Raw genomic sequence first — 18,359 nt, forward strand, 5'->3', positions numbered from 1 at the left:
TCCACTTTTCCGGATCATGCTCTAGTTCCGGCTTTCAGGAAGCGTCATGACCCAAGCCATCTTCTCGACCCACGAGGTCTTCAACCAGTCGCCGCCGTTCGAGGATGTCGATCTGTTCACGCTCGACAAGCCGCTGGTCGAGGCGGTGGCCGCCAATGGCGGCGGCTCGGCACAGGGCGAGCTCGCACAATTCGGCAAGCAGTGGGGCTCGGCGGCGATGGCGGAGCGGGGGCGCATCGCCAATGAGAACACGCCGAAACTGCGCACCTTCGATTCCCGCGGCAACCGCCGTGATGTGGTCGAGTTTCATCCGGCCTATCACGAACTGATGGCGCATAGCGCCCATGCCGGTGTGCACAACTCGACCTGGACCGCGCAGGGCAAGCCCGCGGGCGGCGCGGCGGAGGTGGTGCGCGCGGCGAAATTCTACATCGCTGCACAGGTCGAGACCGGACATCTCTGCCCGATCACCATGACCCGCGCCGCCGTCGCGGCGCTGGCGTCGCAGCCGGATCTCCTCGCAAGGACGATGCCGGTGATCGCCACGCGTTCCTATGATCCGAGTTTCGTGCCCTGGTGGGAGAAGCGCGGCATGACGCTCGGCATGGGCATGACCGAGAAGCAGGGCGGCACCGACGTGCGGGCCAACATGACGCGCGCGGCGCGCGATGGCGATGCGTATCGCATCACCGGACACAAATGGTTCATGTCGGCGCCGATGTGCGACGCGTTCCTGGTGCTGGCGCAGGCCGAGGAGGGCCTGAGCTGCTTCTTCATGCCGCGCTTTGCGCCGGACGGGTCCGTGAACGCCATCCGCTTCCAACGCCTGAAGGACAAGCTCGGCAACCGCTCGAATGCGTCGTCGGAGGTGGAATTCCACGGCGCCTATGCCGAGCGCATCGGCGAGGAGGGCAAGGGCATCCGCACCATCATCCAGATGGTGCAACTGACCCGGCAGGATTGCGCGATCGCCTCTGCCGGCCTGATGCGCTCGGGGCTTGCCCACGCGCTGCATCACGCGCGCCATCGCCGCGTGTTCCAGAAGCATCTCGCCGACCAGCCGCTGATGCAGGCGGTGCTGTCGGACATGGCGCTGCATGTCGAGGCGACAGTTGCGCTGGTGATGCGGCTCTGCCGCGCGTTCGACCGCACACCGGATGAGCCTAAGGAAGCCGCCTATATGCGGCTGCTCACGCCCGCGATCAAATACTGGACCTGCAAGAGCGCGCCCGGCTTCCTCTACGAGGCGATGGAGTGCCTCGGCGGCAACGGCTATGTCGAGGAAGGCATTCTGGCGCGGCATTACCGGGAGTCGCCGGTCAATGCGATCTGGGAAGGCTCGGGCAATGTGATGTGCCTCGACGTGCTGCGCGCGCTGTCGCGCGAGGCGGATGCTGCATCGGCGATCCTGCAGGAATTGGCCGGGCAGACGCAGGGCCTGCCCGGCGCAAGCGAGGCGGTGGCCTTCATCGGCAAGGCGTTCCGCAGACCGGATAGCGAGCGCGTCGCGCGGCTTGCAGTCGAAAAACTGGCGCTGCTTGCCGCGAGCGCCGCGCTCAATGCCGTGATGCCGCGTCACGCCGAACTGTTCGCGGCGACACGGCTCGCGACCACGCATGCGGGCATGTACGGCGCGGTGGACATTGCCGAGAGCGACATGCGCGCGCTGCTGGAGCGGGCGCTGCCACATTGAATGACACACACTCCGTCATGCCCGGGCTTGACCCGGGCATCCACGCCTCTCGTGCGACGCAGAGAAAAAGGGACGTGGATGGCCGGGACGAGCCCGGCCATGACGTTGTGGAGGCGACAGGCGCGCAATCGATCGAGAGTTAGCTGATGGATGTCCTCAGTCCCGATAATCCTCCGCTGACCACCGCTCCACCGCCGCCGCGGATCTGGAAATTCTGGGGTACGACGCTGTGGGGATTGTTCGTGTTCGGCGGCATGTTCCTCGGGCAGCTCGCCGTCGTCATCTACTTCATGCAGAAGCAGGACGCCCCCAATATCGCATCGGTCATCCAGACGATCGGCGGGGGCTTGACGATTGCGCTCTCGGTCATCACGGGATTGCCGGGAGTGCTGCTGACGCTCTGGATCGCGATCCGTCCGAGCCGGAGTTCTTTTGCCGATTACCTCGCGCTGCGCTGGACGTCGTGGAAGAACTTCGCCCTCGGCGTAGTCGCGCTGGCGGTATTGGTTGGTGTGTGGGATCTGGTCTCGCGCGCGCTCGGCCGCGAAGTCTCAGTGGGCTTCATGGGCGAGGTGATGAAATCGGCGCAGGCCGAAGGCGCGCTTTGGGTGCTCGTCATCGCGTTCTGCATCGCCGCTCCAGTGTCGGAAGAGCTTCTCGCACGCGGCTTCCTCTATCGCGGCTGGTCAGAGACGTTCCTGCGGCCGGCAGGCGCGATCCTGCTGTCGTCGCTCGTCTGGACCCTGCTGCATCTGCAGTATGACTGGTTCTTCCTGAGCGAGGTGTTTTCGATCGGGCTCGTGTTCGGGTATCTGCGCTACCGCTTTAACTCGACCTGGCTCACGATCGTGCTGCACGGGCTGAACAATCTTGCGGCGACGCTGCAGACATTGTGGCTGGCCGGGCAGTCGTAGCTCCTCGCACCCCACTGGCAGGATGATCGCCGGACGTGCTAGGTAGAGGCTCAGCCCACCTTCGCTGCGACGTTGTCGCGGAAAAATCGATATGTCGGACTTCGAAAAAGCCAAGTCGCCGGCCTCGGTCTCGCCACGGCCGCCGCGAACCTGGGACTTCATGGAGACGACGTTCGTCAGCCTGATCGCTTACGGCGCTTTTATTTTCGCATCGGACTTTTCCTTCAGTATCATATCGGACCTAGCCGGCAAGATATTGTCACCTGCGCAACTTCGAACAGGGGTGATCCAGAATAGTTTGGAAAGCGCCGCCAGCATTCTGGCAAGTCCACCTGCGATCGCGGTGCTTGGGATCGCCATCTGGATGGCCCGCCGGGAGTTCGCCGAATATCTTGCGTTGAAGTGGCCAAATCCAATTGAACTCCGACGTGCTCTCGTAATCACGACCATATTCTTGATGGTGGAGAGTGTGGTCGTTGGTGCCACCAGGGACGCTCCTGTCGATTCTGATTTCCGGGCCGCGGGAGCCGACGGTTTGTTCATTTATTTGATCTCCGCCTGCATTGCCGCGCCGCTAATGGAAGAATTTCTCTTTCGTGGTTTTATGTTTCGTGGCTGGTCGCAATCCTTCCTCGGCCCGACCGGCGCGATTGTTCTGACATCAATAGTATGGGCGATACTCCACACTCAATATGATTGGCTTGGGCGTTTCTGTCTCTTCGTCTCCGGTATTTTTCTCGGTTACTTCCGCTGGCGCAGCAACTCGACTTTGTTGGCAGTGATGGCTCATTCAGCCATGAATATATTCGCCCTCTTCATTTGGATATTATTGTGAGCCTAGCGCCCGCTTGCCGCGAGCGCGATGATAACGGGCATCGTGATCGCAGCCAGTATCGTCTGCAGCGTGATGATCTGCGCCAGCAGCGGTGCGTCGCCGCCCATCTGGCGGGCGAGCACATAAGCTGAAGAGGAAGTGGGGACCGCCGAGCCGACGGCGACGATGACCAGGCTCGGACCGGATAGGCCGAACGCGAGCCCGAGCGTCACGGTGAGTATGGGCATGGCGATCAGTTTCAGGAACACCGTGATGCTGGCGGCGAGGTTCGGACGGAACATGCCTTCGAGATGCAGGCCGGCGCCGGTGACGAGCAGGCCGATCGCAAGCGAGGAGCGGCCGAGCGCGTCTGCGACGTCATGCCAGAGCTTTGGCAGCGGGAAGTGGGTCACGTTCAGAAGGAGCCCGACGACGCAGGCCCAGATCAGCGGGTTCTTCACCACCGTCATGACGATGGCGCCCGCCGACTGCTTTTGCGGCGCGGCGTAGTGCGCGAGCACGGAGACGCTGAACACATTGACCAGTGGAATGATCGCGACCATCGCCACCGAAGCGAGCGCGAGTCCGACATCGCCGTAGAGGGCACCGGACACCGCGAGCGCGACATAGGTCTGCCAGCGGGTGGCGCCCTGGAACACCGAGGTGAAGGCAGGACCGTCGACGCCGCTGCGCGCGAGTAGTGGGCGCAGTGCGAGGCACAGTAGCGACATCGCCAGCGCCGAGAGGAACAGCGCGCCGCCGACACCGGCGATCGGCACCTTTGTCAGGTCGGCCTTCACCAGCGTCTGGATCAAGAGCACGGGGAACAGCACGTAATAGGTCAGCCGTTCCAGGCCCTGCCATTGCATCTCGGGCTTGAGCAGCGTCCGCTTCAGGATGAAGCCGAGCGCGATCAAGAGGAATGTCGGCAAGAGCGCCGCGATGACGACGGCCATGCTTCAGCGCTCGCCCCGCAATTTTGCCAGCCGATCCAGCGCACCTTGCAGGATGAAGATCGCGGCGTGCTCGTCGATCACCTCGGCGCGCTTGGCGCGGCTGACATCCAGGCCGATCAATTCGCGCTCGACGGCCGCCGTCGAGAGCCGCTCGTCCCAGAGCCCGATCGCGAGCGTGGTCAGGTTGGAGAGGTTGCGCGCGAAGGCGCGGGTCGATTGCGCTCGCGGCCCCTCGCTGCCGTCCATGTTGATGGGAAGCCCAAGCACGAAGCCGACCACGTTGCGTTCGCCGGCGATCACCAGCAACCGCGCCGCGTCAGCCTTGAACGCCTTGCGCTGGATGGTTTCGACGCCGGTCGCCAGCCGCCGATCGGGATCGGAGACGGCAACGCCGATGGTCTTGGTTCCGAGATCGAGCCCGATCAACGCGCCGCGCTCGGGCCAGTGCGCGACGGCTTCGATCAGGGGGAGGACAGGGGCGGGCATGAGGATGCGATTAACATGTGGTGCACCGTGGAAGCAAAGCGCTCTCTTCACCTCTCCCCAGCGGGGAGAGGTCGGATCGCATCGCTAGATGCGATCCGGGTGAGGGGGCGCAGGTGCCCATGAGAGACCGTGACCCCTCACCCGGCGCTGTGCGCCGACCTCTCCCGATGGGAGAGGTGAAACCGGCAGCGTGCCTCGGGGCTACCGGATCGCGATGGGGTTGATCATGCTCTGCACGCCGCCGCGCCAGCGCGGCTGTCCGAGCACGAACAGGAACTCATACCCCTTGTCCTTGGCGAGTTCGGCGGTGTCCATGTTCTCCAGGATGTAGGTGCCGTTCTTGGCAAGCAGGATCTGGTGCACCTCGAACACGTTCGGGCTTTCGAACGGGATGGTCTCGACCGCCCAGGTATCGGCACCGACGGCCACCACGCCCTTGCCGGTGAGATAATTGGCGCCCTCGACCCCGAGGCCGGGTTCGCCGGCGGAATAGCGCTTGTCGTCCTTGCCGATCAGGCTGAGCCAACCGGTGTGGAAGATCACGACGTCGCCCTGGCGGATCTCGACACCCTGTTTCTTCGCGACTTCCTCGATCTCCTTGACGTTGAAGGCGGTGCCTTCCTTGACCACGTCGGTGTTGTAGTAGGCGGCCATGTCGAGCAGCACGCCGCGGGCGACCATCGGCGGCACCTTCTCGATGCCGAGCTTCTTCAACCCGGTGGGATCGGCAAAATCGGCGAGCTTGTTGCCGTTGTAGTAGACATGCTCGATGCCGAGATGGCCGAGCCCGTCGAGCTGGCTGCCGATGCCGACCCAGGTATCGATGATATCGTCATTGTAGGTTGCCTTGTTCGGACCGATGCCGGAGCTGCCGGCCTGTCCGGGCTGGACGATGGTGATCTTGAAGCTGCGCGGCGGATAGGCCGGCGTCTTGGTGTCGACGGGAATGCCGAGCGCGTAGGTCTTGCCGGTTTTTACCAATGACGCGGCTTTGACGACGAGCTCGGGCGTCATGTAGTTGGCGGCGCCGATCTCGTCGTTCGGCCCCCATTTCGACTTGGTCCAGTCTTGTGCGCTTGCCGTTCCGACCGTAGCCAACAAGGCAACAGAACAGCACAACACGAATGCGGTGCGCATCGCAGTCCCTCCCAGATGTTGACGTTATGGTTGTTGGTAGAAAGCGCCACATACTAACGTAGACGCGCACAACGATCCAAAAATTTTTGATGACGTGTGCTCGCACCATGCGGGTGCCTGCGCGCGTCAGAGAAACAAGGCTTTGCGAATTTCGCGGAGCGGAACGAGCGGTCAGGCCGCGATGACCTGATCATCCTTGTCGAGACAGGCGGCAAAACTCTGCAGGGCGCTGTATTGATGGGCGCTGCGGCGCTGGATGAAGATGGTTTCGGCCCGCGCATAGGATGGGTCGAGCGTGTGGATGCTGACGCTGGCATGCAACGCGTTGCGTTCGACGACGACGCGCGGCAATAGCGTCACGCCCATATCGGCGGCGACACAGCCCACCATGCCGTCGAGCGTGCCGAGCTCGAACCGTGCGGCCGAGGGCCAGCCGAAGTCGATGAAGATCTGCTCGAGCCGCTGGCGATAGGTGCAGCCGGTGCGGAACACCAGCGCGGTCGGTCCGGATTCCGATGTGCCCGCGCGCAAGGCGGCGAGGCTGGCCCAGCGGCGCGCGGTGATCAGCACCAGCTCTTCGCGGAAGGCGAGGGTGGACGTGAGCTCGGCGTGATCGATCGGGCCGGCCACGAAGGCGCCGTCCAGCGTGCCATCAAGCACGGCGGTCACGAGATCGGTCGTGGTCGCGGTCTTCAGGGTGAGGCGTACCGCCGGAAAGCGGCGATGGAAATCGGCAAGCAGCACCGGCAGGCGGACGGCGGCCGTCGTTTCCATGGAGCCGATCGCGAGCGGTCCCTTCGGCTCGCCATCATCGCGGGCGGCGAGCAACGCTTCGCGCGAGAGTGCGGCCATGCGTTGCGCATAAGGGAGCAGCCGCCGTCCGGCGCCGGTCAACGTCATGCCGCGGCTGTGCCGCTCGAACAGCGCCGTGCCGATCTCGGCCTCGAGCGCTTTGATCCTCTGGGTGACGTTGGACTGCACGGTGTGCAGCTCATCGGCGGCGCGGGTGATGCCGCCGAGACGGGCGACCGTGGCGAAGGTCTGGAGATCGGTGAGTTCCATGATCGCAGCCCGCGTTTCATTATTGAGATGGCAGCGTTCTCGAGTATTCATTTCGAGAGAATGGTAGCTCTGTCTAGTGTGGCTGTCGAGATGGGGTCCCGGGGCAATATCCTACGTTTGCTTTCGTGCTGAATTCATCACGGCTCGATGCTGCCGGTTGATGCGCCCTCGCCCCTTGTGGGAGAGGGCAGCTCCGGCGGGTGCGACCGAACTCGCTTGGGTGAGGGGTTCTCTCCACGAACACGTGCGCCCGTGGAGAGAACCCCTCATCCGGCGCGGATTGCATCCGCGCCACCTTCTCCCACAAGGGGAGAAGGTGTGTTCGACGCATCTCGCCTTGTCCCGTTGTGGGAGAAGGTTACAAGCAACGAGTCAACAAGAGGGCTGAATCATGTGGCCGGACCGCAGAATTATTGATCTGTTCAAGACCGAGTTTCCGATCGTACTGGCGCCGATGGCCGGCGTGATGGATGCAGATCTCGTGATCGCCGCCGCGCAAGGCGGTGCGCTCGGCTCATTGCCCTGTGCGATGCTCACCGCGGAGAAGGCGCGCGAGCAGGTCAACATCATCCGCCAGCGCGTCTCCGCGCCGATCAACATGAACTTCTTCTGCCACCAGCCGGACGATCCGGATCCGCAGCACGAGGCGCGCTGGAAGGCGCGGCTTGCGGCGTATTACAAAGAGCTTGGGCTGGATCCCGCGGCGCCCGTCAACGCCGCCAACCGTGCGCCGTTCGATGACGCGATGTGCGAAGTGGTCGAGGAACTGAAGCTGGAAGTCGTCAGCTTCCATTTCGGCCTGCCGGAGGAGCGGCTGCTGAAGCGGGTGAAGGATGCCGGCGCGATCGTGATGGCGTCGGCGACCATCGTGAAGGAAGCGGTCTGGCTCGAGCAGCACGGCGCCGATGTCATCATCGCGCAGGGCGCCGAGGCGGGCGGCCATCGCGGCATGTTCCTGACCGACAATATCGCCGAGCAGCCCGGGCTCTTCGCGCTGCTGCCGCAGGTGGTCGATGCGGTGAAAGTGCCGGTGATCGCGGCCGGCGGGATCGCGGACGGGCGCGGGATCGCGGCGGCGTTCGCACTGGGCGCCTCCGGCGTGCAGATCGGGAGCGCCTATCTGCGCTGCCCGGAATCCAGGGTGGGGCCGGCGGCGCGTGCCGCGCTGGCGCAGGCGAAGGACGATTCAACCGTGATCACCAATGTGATGACCGGGCGGCCGGCGCGCGGGGTCGCCAACCGCGCGATGTCCGAGATCGGGCCGATCTCGCCGGACGCGCCTGCCTTTCCGCATGCCGCAACCGCGCTGGCGCCGCTGAAGGTGGCTGCCGAAAAACTCGGCAGGGTCGATTTCACCAATATGTGGGCCGGACAGGCGCTGCCATTGGGCCGCGAACTGCCGGCGGACGAGCTGACCCGGACATTGGCCAGCGAGGCGCTGGCGCGGATGGGGGCCTTGGGCCGCTAGCTTCTTTACCTCTCCCCGGCGGGGAGAGGTCGATTTGCGCAGCAAATCGGGTGAGGGGCCGCGGCTCTAATGAGGGACCGTAGCCCCTCACCCGCGCTTTGCGCGACCTCTCCCTTCGGGAGAGGTGAACGGCTGCGGGTTGCGGCTCAAAACCGGCGTCTGCTATACGGCGGGCTGATCTTGCTGCCCAAAGGCCATATATAATGTCAGTCGACGCCACGACCGTCCGCCGCATCGCGCAACTTGCGCGGATCGCGGTCTCCGAGGCTGAAGTTCCCCATCTGCAGGGCGAGCTGAACGCGATGCTCGCCTTCGTCGAGCAGCTTTCGGAGGTGAATGTCGAGGGCGTCGAGCCGATGACCTCGGTGACGCCCATGGAGATGAAGAAGCGCGCCGACGTGGTCAATGACGGCGAGATTGCGGATGATATCGTCCGCAATGCGCCGGCCACCGAGAATCACTTCTTCCTGGTGCCGAAGGTCGTCGAGTAAGCTCCTCTCTCTACTTGTTTTGCGGGAAGTCCGATGTGTCTGCTCTGCGACGATGAAAAGGCCTATCAGGCCTACATGAACTATCTCGACGTGATGGAGCGGCAGGGCAAGGCCGCCGATCCGAATGCGGTGATGCAAACCGTGCTCGATCAGCTCGAGGCCGCCGACAAGGCGCGCGCCAAGAAAGACGATCCCGCCGACGACAAGACCCTGTCTCCGTTCTTCTGTAGCCCGATCAATAAATGACCGATTTGACATCGCTGACGATCGCCGAGGCCCGCGAGGGCCTGACGAACAAGTCCTTCACCGCGCGCGAGCTCACCGATGCGCATCTTGCTGCGATCGAGGCGGCGCGCGTGCTCAACGCCTATGTGCTGGAGACGCCGGATCGCGCGCGCGAGATGGCTGACGCCGCGGACAAGCAGATCGGCAAGGGCGAGGGCGGTCCGCTCGCCGGCATCCCGCTCGGCATCAAGGACCTGTTCGCGACACGCGATATCCGCACCACCGCCTGCTCGAAGATCCTCGGCAATTTCGTGCCGCCTTACGAATCGACCGTGACCTCGCAGCTCTGGCGCGACGGCGCGATCCTGCTCGGCAAGCTCAACAATGACGAGTTCGCGATGGGCTCGTCGAACGAGACCTCCTGCTTCGGCCCGGTGGTCAATCCATGGCGGCGCGAGGGCTCCAACACGCATCTGGTGCCGGGCGGCTCCTCGGGCGGTTCGGCATCCGCCGTCGCGGCATTGCTGTGCATGGGCGCAACCGCAACCGATACCGGCGGCTCGATCCGCCAGCCGGCCGCGTTCACTGCCACCGTCGGCGTGAAGCCGACCTATGGCCGCTGCTCGCGCTGGGGCATCGTTGCATTCGCATCCTCGCTCGACCAGGCTGGTCCGATCGCGCGCACGGTGCGCGATTCCGCGATCCTGATGCGCTCGATGGCGGGGCATGATCCGAAGGACACGACTTCGGTCAATATCGGCGTGCCCGATTACGAGGCTGCGATCGGCAAGTCGGTGAAGGGGATGAAGATCGGCATCCCCAAGGAGTACCGCCTCGACGGCATGCCGGCCGAGATCGAGAAGCTCTGGAGCGATGGCGCGGCATGGTTGAAGGCGGCAGGTGCCGAGCTGGTCGAAGTGTCGCTGCCGCACACCAAATACGCACTGCCGGCATATTACATCGTGGCGCCGGCGGAAGCCTCGTCGAACCTGGCGCGCTATGACGGTGTACGCTACGGCCTGCGCGTGCCCGGCCGCAGCATCGGCGAGATGTATGAGAACACTCGCGCCGATGGGTTTGGCGACGAGGTGCGTCGCCGCGTCATGATCGGTACCTATGTGCTCTCGGCCGGCTATTACGACGCCTATTACCTGCGCGCGCAGAAGGTGCGCACGCTGATCAAGAAGGATTTCGAGGACTGCTTCGCCAAGGGCGTGAACGCGATCCTGACGCCGGCAACGCCGTCGGCGGCGTTTGGCGTCGGCGAGAAGGGCGGCGCTGATCCGGTCGAGATGTATCTCAACGACATCTTCACGGTGACCGTGAATATGGCGGGCCTGCCCGGCATCGCGGTGCCCGCCGGCAAGGATGCGCAAGGCTTGCCGCTCGGCCTGCAACTGATCGGGCGCGCTTTCGATGAAGAGACGCTGTTCTCGCTCGGCGAAGTGATCGAGCAGGCGGCCGGACACTTCACGCCGCCGAGATGGTGGTGAGATGGCGGATTTCCGCGCCAGCCTGAACGACGCCGCGCCGGAGGCTTCGCTGCCGCCGCCGCTGGCGGCGCTGTGGTGGGCGGCGAAAGGCGATTGGGACCAGGCGCACCGCATCGTGCAGGACGAAAGCACCGCCGAGGCTGCCTGGGTGCACGCCTATCTGCACCGCGTCGAAGGCGACCTCGGCAACGCCGGCTATTGGTACCGCCAGGCGGGCCAGCCGGTCGCCAAGGATAGGCTCGATGCCGAATGGGAGCGGATCGTCACCGCGCTGCTCGACTAACCTCTCCAAGTTGTGAAGGCTTTCCGTGGTTCATTTTGACGCGGTTTCTTTACCGGACCGCGCTTCAATTGGCTCGTATAGACATTGCCCTGTTTCCGTGCCACGCGGGCGCCCAGATTGCCCGCGATAGGCTGAGGGGAAGCGTGGCGGGGGCCTGCGGGCAAGAGGGGGTTTGTGGGTAGATCGGGTATAGGGGCGTGGCTGTCGACGGTACTGGCGGCCAGTTTTGCAGTGGCGCTTGCCGGATGCGCAACGGTCTACAATCTGCCGAGCAACGTGCCGCTTGCCAACGCGCTTGCCGATAGCAATCTCGGGGCTGACATTCCACGCTATGATGACGACGTGCTGGTCGCGCTGTCCTTCTCGGGCGGCGGCACGCGGGCGGCGGCTTTCTCGTTCGGCGTGCTCAAGGAGCTCGATCGCTCTCACGGCGGCTCCGGTCAGGCGAAGACGCTGCTCGATCGCGTCGACTTCGTCTCCGGTGTATCAGGCGGTTCGATCACCACCGCCTATTTCGGTTTGAAGAAGCGCGCCGCGCTCGACGATTTCCGCGAACGCTTCCTGTTGCGCAATGCAGAGGAGGGGCTGAGGACCAATGTCTCGCTCGGCAATATCGGCCGTGCGCTCGCCGGCGGCGTCAACAACAGCCAGCTCACCGAGTGGCTGGACCAGAATCTGTTCGACGGCGCGCGCTTCGATGCGCTGCGCGAGGACCGGCGGCCGAAGGTCTGGATCAACGCCTCCGACATCTATAACCGCACGCCCTTCGTGTTCGGAAAGACCTCCTTCGACGCGCTGTGCAGCGACATCCGCTCCTACCGTGTGTCCGAAGCGGTTGCCGCATCGGCGGCGGTGCCGCTGGCGTTCGCGCCGATCGTGCTGGAGACCTATCCCGGCGGGTGCTCGAAGCCGCTGCCGGCCTGGCTCGAACGCGTGCGGCGCGATCCGAATGCGCAGCCATTGCTGCGCTCGTTCGCCGAGGCCAATGCGCGCTACCGCGACGGCTCCATGCGCTACGTGAAGCTGCTGGACGGCGGTCTTGTCGACAATTTTGGCCTGTCCGGTCTCACCATCGGGCTGTTGGCCGCGGAGCGGCCGTACCAGCCGTTGACGGAGCGGCAGGCGGTGAAGCTCCAGCGGATCCTGTTCATGGTGGTCGATGCCGGGCGCGGCATATCCGGCGATTTCGCACAGCGCCTCGAAGGCCCGAGCGGGGCCGAGCTGGTTGCGGCAGCGGCCGACACCGCCATCGATGCCAGCGTGCGCTCGAGCTACGCGGCATTCTCCGGGCTTGCCACCGAATGGTCGGGCAAGCTGAAGCGGTGGCGGTGTGGACTGTCGGCGGCGGATCGCGCCCGCCTTGGCGTCGGCGGCAACTGGCAATGCGGTGACATCCACATCTATGTCGAGCGGCTCGGCTTCGACCAGTTGGGCGAAGAGCGCGCGGGCATCCTGAACGCGATCCCGACGCGGTTCGCGCTGCCGCCGGAACAGGTCGACCTCCTGATCGCAGGCGGGGCTGACGCGCTCCGCCTGAGCAAGTCCTACCAGGCGTTTCGACGCGGGCTTTGATCGCTCAAAACCCTTTGTTTGAGCATGATCCTTTCCGGATTATGCTCTCCGGCTTGACTGGCGCGGTCGGTTGCGCGAAGCCGAAAGCAGTCCCAGATATCAATTGTCCGGAAACCGAGACCAATGAACGCACCTGTCACATCACACAAGCTCATCAAGGGCGCGACCGGCGACTGGGAGATGGTGATCGGCATGGAGATCCATGCCCAGGTCGTCTCCAATTCAAAGCTGTTCTCGGGCGCCTCGACCGCGTTCGGCGGCGAGCCGAACAGCCATGTCTCGCTGGTGGACGCTGCGATGCCGGGCATGCTTCCCGTGATCAACGAGGAATGCGTGCGGCAGGCGGTGCGCACCGGGCTTGGGCTGAATGCCAGGATCAACCTGCGCTCGGTGTTCGACCGCAAGAACTATTTCTATCCGGACTCGCCGCAGGGCTACCAGATCAGCCAGTACAAATCGCCGATCGTCGGCGAGGGCGAGGTCGAACTCGAACTCGAGGGCGGCCGCAGCGTCACCATCGGCATCGAGCGGCTGCACCTGGAGCAGGACGCCGGCAAGTTGCTGCACGATCAGTCGCCGACGATGTCCTATGTCGACCTCAACCGCTGCGGCGTCGCGCTGATGGAGATCGTCTCCAAGCCTGACATCCGCGATGCCGAGCAGGCAAAGGCCTACGTCGCCAAGCTGCGCTCGATCCTGCGCTATCTCGGCACCTGCGACGGCGACATGGAGAAGGGCAATCTGCGCGCCGACGTCAACGTCTCGGTGCGCCGGCCCGGCGGTCCGCTCGGCACCCGCTGCGAAATCAAGAACATGAACTCGGTCAACTTCATCGGCCAGGCGATCGAGTATGAGGCGCGGCGGCAGATCGAGATCCTCGAGGACGGCGGCACCATCGACCAGGAGACGCGGCTGTTCGATCCGGGCAAGGGCGAAACGCGCTCGATGCGCTCCAAGGAGGAGGCGCACGACTATCGTTATTTCCCCGACCCCGACCTCTTGCCGCTGGAGTTCAGCCAGGCGTTCGTCGACGAGCTGAAGTCCAAGCTGCCCGAGCTGCCTGACCAGAAGAAGGCGCGCTTCATTGCCGACTTGGCGCTGTCACCCTATGACGCCGGCGTGCTGGTGGCCGAGCGCGAGAGCGCGGAGTTCTACGAGGCGGTGCTTGCCCGCCTCGCCGATCGTGCGCGCGACGGCAAGCTCGCCGCCAACTGGGTGATCAACGAACTGTTCGGGCGCCTCAACAAGGAAGGCCGGGATATTACGGGCTCGCCCGTCTCCTCCGAGCAGCTTGCCGCGATCATTGAGCTGATCGGCGAGGGGACGATTTCCGGCAAGATTGCCAAGGACCTGTTCGAGATCGTCTGGCAGGAAGGCGGCGATCCCCGTGCGCTGGTCGAAGCGCGCGGCATGAAGCAGGTCACCGACTTGGGTGCGATCGAGAAGGTGGTCGACGACATCGTCGCCGCCAATCCGGACAAGGTGGCGCAGGCGAAAGCGAAGCCGCAGATGATCGGCTGGTTCGTCGGACAGGTGATGAAGTCGTCCGGCGGCAAGGCCAACCCGCAGGCCGTGAACGATCTCCTGAAGGCGAAGCTCGGCCTCTGACACCTCGCGCGCGGACGCGAACGGCATCGCGGCACGCACTCTGTACGATGCGCGGAGGCGTCCGCGGCTCGCTTCTCGCGGCCTTCGATCACCACGTCGGGATCATCGCTTCACCGAATCGGCCGACCGCGATTCGTCCGGAAAGGCCGTTTCGGCGGGCGGAGATGCCGCTGGCAGGGCTTACCCACGAAATTTTTTTTGGCGCCGGAATTAGCGACTCGACGCCTGCGCGAGGTGTTCTCAGCCCGCTCGGTGAGTCTTGTCGACATGTCAGTCAGATCGCGCGCGAAGAAACGACGATTCAAGAAATGCCTGTGGCACAGGCACTTTTTGCATTCGCGATGAGTGTCGATGTCGATCGACTCTGCATTTCCTGCATCAGTGCGTCAGCGCAACGTCGCGCGTGCGCTCGGCGCGCGCATACTTCTCGCGCCTCGTAACATCAACACTTCCTTAAGCTGGACGCTGTTTTTTTCGATGTGTTGGTGTATTCGGGATGCAGTGCATCTCGATTCCCGAGTGCACGCAGCGAAGTATAGCCATCTCATTGGAGGGCAACATGGCGAAGAAAGCGAAGAAGGCGAAGAAGGCGAAGAGCGCAGTGAAGAAGACTGCGAAGAAGACCAAGAAGGTCGCGAAGAAGAAGAAGTAACTCTCGCCCGAGAGAGGATGCCGGCGGGTTGACGCCGGCCCGTCACCCGGACCTTCGGACGATCTGCTTCCTTGAAGCGATCCACCCAGGCGGCTCCGGTTGACGAAAGAGGGTGTCGGCGAGACATCAGGGTCAAACGGCTGGATCGCCTTTCCAAGAAGGGTTCGCTCTTCGAAGTCGGTCCGGCAGAAGAAACAGGTTTCTTCGTTCGGTGCGGACCACTTATCCGGCTCCGCAATTTCACAGGGCCCAAGGCCCATCGTGAGATCTGATCCTGACGTGTTCGCCGACGCCCTCGTTCCAATAGCCGGCCGTTTGGTGCCGGCTTTTTTGTTGCCTGATCTCCCCACATGACGACCGGTTTGCTTCCGCTGCCGTATGGCGGGCGGCGATGCAGCCGTGTCCGGTTGGCGTTTGCGCGCGATGGTTATCGTTCCGCCAACCGCCAGGGTAAACCGAACTTCACCATCGCGCATAAGTCGTTGTGCTGCAGGCACTTCTCCGATTTCGGGAACTCGCCGCACGCCGGGCGTTTACACGCCGTTCATCGCGATACTTAAACTGCTTTTCAAATTTGGCCGGCATGATCTCCCTCAACAAGCCGGCAAACGGCGAGCGCCTGATCCGCCAAGTGTAGGCGGTTTGGCGATCAGATCAGGCGCTCTTTTCATAAGCGGCGCGCGATCGGACGCAAAACCGGATGCCACTTTTGCTGATCGCGCGCTGGGGAAGTAAGGCGTTAGATGTGGACGGGGGCCGCGCTCGGGGGAGGGCGGCCAACAATAAAAAGGGGAGCTACGAGAATGTTTCAGGGACATATCAATCTGGAGACGGCCATTCCGGTGGACGCGACCGCGATCTCGGACGTGCTGTTCGAGCGTGGCCTCTACTGGGCGAGCGGCCGTTCCGGCGTGGTCAACCTGGTCGCGGCGCACAAATGGTTCAACCTTGCCGCCCTGAAGGGCCGCACGGATGCCATGGCGATGCGGCGCGAGATCGCCGAGCAGATGACGGAAGCTGAGATCGCTGCCGCCCAGCGCGAAGCCCGCGCCTGGATGACCGCGCACTAAGGCGGTGGAAGCGCCGCCGCGATCATCCTTGGCCGCGGCGCTGATCGATCCGTCGTGACCGGCTCTGCCGCCGATCTCAGGCGTGCCCGAGATCCTTAAGGTAGGCGCAGAACATATCGGCCATGGCATCGCCATAGGCATCGATCTCTGCGGACGAGCGAAGGGTCTCCGAGAACTGCCTGCCCACCTCGGTTAGCGTCGTCATGATCAACTCGCCGGCCAATGCGCGAGTTGCCTCTGATGCCTCGGGCAACGCCTTCCGCATGAAGGCCTGAACAATGCGCTCTCCCGACGCCATCGCTTCGTGTGCTTCGGGCGCATCGCGATAGAGTGGGGCGGCGTCATTGAGCGCCACACGCATCGCGGCTTCATCACACTCCGAGCGGAGGAAGGCGTGGATCAGGGTGCGCAGCCGTTCGCGCGGCGGTCTCTGGTCGTCTTCAAGGATTCCGCGCAGCAGGTCGCTCGTCTGCCGCCACTCGTCGCTCTGAAGTCGGAAGAGGATCGCCGCCTTGCTCGGGAAATACTGATAGAGCGACCCGATACTGACTCCGGCCTTCTCGGCGACGCGCGCCGTGGTGAAGCGCTGCGCGCCTTCCTTAGCCAAAACCTGAACAGCAGCATCCAAAATCGCGGCGACGAGCTCCGCCGAGCGCACCTGCTTGGGCTGTTTTCGTGAGGAAATTCGAGTACTTCGCCGATCGGTCATGGGGTGGCCTGGCAATGCGAATAGGAAATGCGACGAATTAGTCGTATTTCTGGTTCAGCGCAAGGACGCGCTCATTTCAGACCGGAGACCTGCATGACCACACTGTCCACCACCCCGCTTGCGCCGTTGCTGGATCGCTTGTTCGAAGAGGCTGATGCGGCTTCGCCCGCGGCCAATTCTGCAGTGGGCGATCTCTCAGGCGAGGAACATTCGCGTCTGATGCGAAGCAAGACCGAATACCGCGACTTCTACGGCCGTCTGAAGGATCTTCCGCTCGCCGTCTCGCGAGAAACCGGCGCGTTGCTCTACATGCTGGCGCGTTGCCGCGGCGCGCGAACGATCGTCGAGTTCGGGACCTCGTTCGGCATCTCGACCCTGCACCTTGCCGCAGCCCTGCGCGACAATGGCGGTGGCCGCCTGATCACCAGCGAGTTCGAGCCGTCCAAGGTGGCGCGGGCCCGCGACAATCTGACCGCCGGCGGTCTCATCGACCTCGTGGAGATCCGTGAAGGAGACGCCCTGCAGACGCTGAGCGTCGATCTCCCTGATACGATCGACCTGCTGCTGCTCGACGGCGCCAAGGGCCTCTATCCCGCGATACTGAGCCTGGTGGAAAGTCGCCTCAGGCCCGGTGCCTTCATTGTCGCCGACAACGCCGACTACAGCCCCGACTATTTGGCGCATGTGCGCTCGCCCGCGAACGGCTACATGTCGACGCCATTCGGTGGGGACGTCGAGCTTTCGATGCGGATCGGCTGAACGGTGTTTGGGACAATGGCGTGGATCGGGGATCGCGGGACGATCTCCGGCCGGCCAGCATAGGAGCGATCTTGCTGTGTCACCGCAGCCGCGCTTCGCGATCCATGCAAAGGTATTCAACCACTTTTGTGTGGACCGAGGCGCTGGTCGCGGCGAGCTTGAACCGGATGACGTGATGTAGTGCTTTACCCAAGCTAGCTATTTCATTTCGTAGCCGACGAGGCGGGCTTGTGAGGGCCTCGGGGAAGCCAACGATGACCAAGCAATGGGAATATCAGGTCCGGATCAATCTCGGGGACGAGCTTGCCGGCGTGGCGCGGCGCGATCCCGACAATCCGGCAATCAAGCCGCTTGCGGATATCCTCGCCAAACATCATGCGACGATGAAGTGTCAGTTCGATATCTTCGCCGACTATGTGGCCGAAGCTGAGAAGCGGGGTACCGAAAACTATCCGCTTTACGCATGGACGAAAGCGACGATCGAGGATCCTGAAAAGCAGGCAAAATACGTCAAGTTGTTCGCGCTCTACGTTGACGGCAATGAAGTCTATGCCAAGCCGCTCGCTGACGCGCTGGAATCGGACTTGCAGCCCCTGGTCAGCGGCAAGCTGATCACGCGCCTTTCCAAGCTCGATAGCAATCCGGCGAACTACCCGCAGCCGCCGGAACAATATCGGACGTAAAAGACGCGGCGAGCCGTCACGAGACATGTTCATGATTGCGAGGCGCTCAGAAGATCAGCAAGCGCCTGCCGGGTGGAGACGTTCGCCGCCTTCTTGAGCGCGGGCAACAGTTCTTCCGGCTCCGGTCTGCGCCGCTTCATCGTGCCAGACGGCGCGACGCGGCTTGGAATTTGAAAGGCGCGAGCTGCGCGATGATTTCAGGCGCTGGAAATCTGGTTACGTCTGCCATAGAGCTGCGGGCGCGGATTGCTCTATCCTGACCGTGCACTGTGCAGCTGCCAGTC

At 63.6% G+C, this 18,359-nt stretch carries 18 protein-coding genes; 13 read left to right on the top strand and 5 right to left on the bottom strand.

Features of this window, described 5'->3' with window-relative positions:
* Positions 1-46: 46 nt before the first annotated feature.
* The 3 genes from AC5ZG5_RS12815 to AC5ZG5_RS12825 all read left to right on the top strand — a co-directional run bounded on the left by AC5ZG5_RS12815 (position 47) and on the right by AC5ZG5_RS12825 (position 3,442).
* Positions 47-1,693 (top strand): isovaleryl-CoA dehydrogenase, encoded by a 1,647-nt coding sequence (locus tag AC5ZG5_RS12815; protein WP_456644165.1) that lies wholly within the window; start codon positions 47-49, stop codon positions 1,691-1,693.
* Between the two features lie 146 nt (positions 1,694-1,839).
* Positions 1,840-2,607: a CPBP family intramembrane glutamic endopeptidase gene (locus AC5ZG5_RS12820; protein WP_456644164.1), complete on the top strand. Its 768-nt coding sequence runs from the start codon at positions 1,840-1,842 to the stop codon at positions 2,605-2,607.
* Positions 2,608-2,698: 91 nt separating this feature from the next.
* Entirely contained in the window at positions 2,699-3,442 is a 744-nt protein-coding gene (locus tag AC5ZG5_RS12825; RefSeq protein ID WP_456644163.1) for a CPBP family intramembrane glutamic endopeptidase, read from the top strand.
* Between the two features lie 2 nt (positions 3,443-3,444).
* On the opposite strand, the gene AC5ZG5_RS12830 is transcribed toward AC5ZG5_RS12825, so the two are convergent.
* The 4 genes from AC5ZG5_RS12830 to AC5ZG5_RS12845 form a co-directional block, all read right to left on the bottom strand.
* Positions 3,445-4,377 (bottom strand): AEC family transporter, encoded by a 933-nt coding sequence (locus AC5ZG5_RS12830; protein WP_456644162.1) that lies wholly within the window; start codon positions 4,375-4,377, stop codon positions 3,445-3,447.
* 3 nt (positions 4,378-4,380) lie between these two features.
* Positions 4,381-4,863 (bottom strand): Holliday junction resolvase RuvX, encoded by a 483-nt coding sequence (ruvX, locus tag AC5ZG5_RS12835; RefSeq protein WP_130228448.1) that lies wholly within the window; start codon positions 4,861-4,863, stop codon positions 4,381-4,383.
* A 201-nt stretch (positions 4,864-5,064) separates the two neighbouring features.
* Complete coding sequence (locus AC5ZG5_RS12840; RefSeq protein ID WP_456644161.1) at positions 5,065-6,000, bottom strand: cyclase family protein; 936 nt, start codon at positions 5,998-6,000, stop codon at positions 5,065-5,067.
* Between the two features lie 171 nt (positions 6,001-6,171).
* Positions 6,172-7,062, bottom strand: coding sequence for a LysR family transcriptional regulator (locus AC5ZG5_RS12845; protein ID WP_456644160.1), 891 nt, complete (start codon positions 7,060-7,062; stop codon positions 6,172-6,174).
* A 391-nt stretch (positions 7,063-7,453) separates the two neighbouring features.
* Between AC5ZG5_RS12845 and AC5ZG5_RS12850 the strand changes: the two genes are divergently transcribed.
* The 8 genes from AC5ZG5_RS12850 (at position 7,454) to AC5ZG5_RS12885 (ending at position 15,924) form a co-directional block, all read left to right on the top strand.
* Positions 7,454-8,530 (top strand): NAD(P)H-dependent flavin oxidoreductase, encoded by a 1,077-nt coding sequence (locus tag AC5ZG5_RS12850; protein WP_456644159.1) that lies wholly within the window; start codon positions 7,454-7,456, stop codon positions 8,528-8,530.
* Between the two features lie 203 nt (positions 8,531-8,733).
* Entirely contained in the window at positions 8,734-9,021 is a 288-nt protein-coding gene (gene gatC / locus AC5ZG5_RS12855; protein ID WP_028166675.1) for an Asp-tRNA(Asn)/Glu-tRNA(Gln) amidotransferase subunit GatC, read from the top strand.
* 33 nt (positions 9,022-9,054) lie between these two features.
* Positions 9,055-9,267 carry a hypothetical protein gene (locus AC5ZG5_RS12860; RefSeq protein WP_028166674.1) on the top strand — a complete coding sequence of 71 codons (213 nt, stop codon included), beginning with the start codon at positions 9,055-9,057 and terminating at the stop codon, positions 9,265-9,267.
* Positions 9,264-10,739 carry an Asp-tRNA(Asn)/Glu-tRNA(Gln) amidotransferase subunit GatA gene (gene gatA, locus AC5ZG5_RS12865; protein ID WP_028166673.1) on the top strand — a complete coding sequence of 492 codons (1,476 nt, stop codon included), beginning with the start codon at positions 9,264-9,266 and terminating at the stop codon, positions 10,737-10,739. Before AC5ZG5_RS12860 ends, gatA begins: the two co-directional genes overlap by 4 nt.
* Position 10,740: 1 nt before the next feature.
* Positions 10,741-11,022 carry a hypothetical protein gene (locus tag AC5ZG5_RS12870; protein ID WP_456644158.1) on the top strand — a complete coding sequence of 94 codons (282 nt, stop codon included), beginning with the start codon at positions 10,741-10,743 and terminating at the stop codon, positions 11,020-11,022.
* A gap of 174 nt (positions 11,023-11,196) precedes the next feature.
* A complete protein-coding gene (locus AC5ZG5_RS12875) occupies positions 11,197-12,594 on the top strand; it encodes a patatin-like phospholipase family protein (protein WP_456644157.1) in 1,398 nt (465 codons plus the stop codon).
* A 123-nt stretch (positions 12,595-12,717) separates the two neighbouring features.
* The gene (gene gatB / locus AC5ZG5_RS12880) at positions 12,718-14,202 is read left to right on the top strand and encodes an Asp-tRNA(Asn)/Glu-tRNA(Gln) amidotransferase subunit GatB (RefSeq protein ID WP_456644156.1); all 1,485 of its coding nucleotides are present in this window, start codon (positions 12,718-12,720) and stop codon (positions 14,200-14,202) included.
* Between the two features lie 1,455 nt (positions 14,203-15,657).
* A complete protein-coding gene (locus AC5ZG5_RS12885; protein WP_028166669.1) occupies positions 15,658-15,924 on the top strand; it encodes a hypothetical protein in 267 nt (88 codons plus the stop codon).
* Positions 15,925-16,000: 76 nt separating this feature from the next.
* Here the strand turns inward: AC5ZG5_RS12885 and AC5ZG5_RS12890 are convergent, their stop codons facing one another.
* Entirely contained in the window at positions 16,001-16,633 is a 633-nt protein-coding gene (locus AC5ZG5_RS12890; RefSeq protein WP_456644155.1) for a TetR/AcrR family transcriptional regulator, read from the bottom strand.
* Between the two features lie 93 nt (positions 16,634-16,726).
* Between AC5ZG5_RS12890 and AC5ZG5_RS12895 the strand changes: the two genes are divergently transcribed.
* A complete protein-coding gene (locus AC5ZG5_RS12895; RefSeq protein ID WP_456644154.1) occupies positions 16,727-17,392 on the top strand; it encodes an O-methyltransferase in 666 nt (221 codons plus the stop codon).
* A 254-nt stretch (positions 17,393-17,646) separates the two neighbouring features.
* A complete protein-coding gene (locus AC5ZG5_RS12900; RefSeq protein ID WP_456644153.1) occupies positions 17,647-18,075 on the top strand; it encodes a hypothetical protein in 429 nt (142 codons plus the stop codon).
* The last annotated feature ends 284 nt before the right edge of the window (positions 18,076-18,359 follow it).

Source organism: Bradyrhizobium sp. Ses1 (assembly GCF_059512365.1).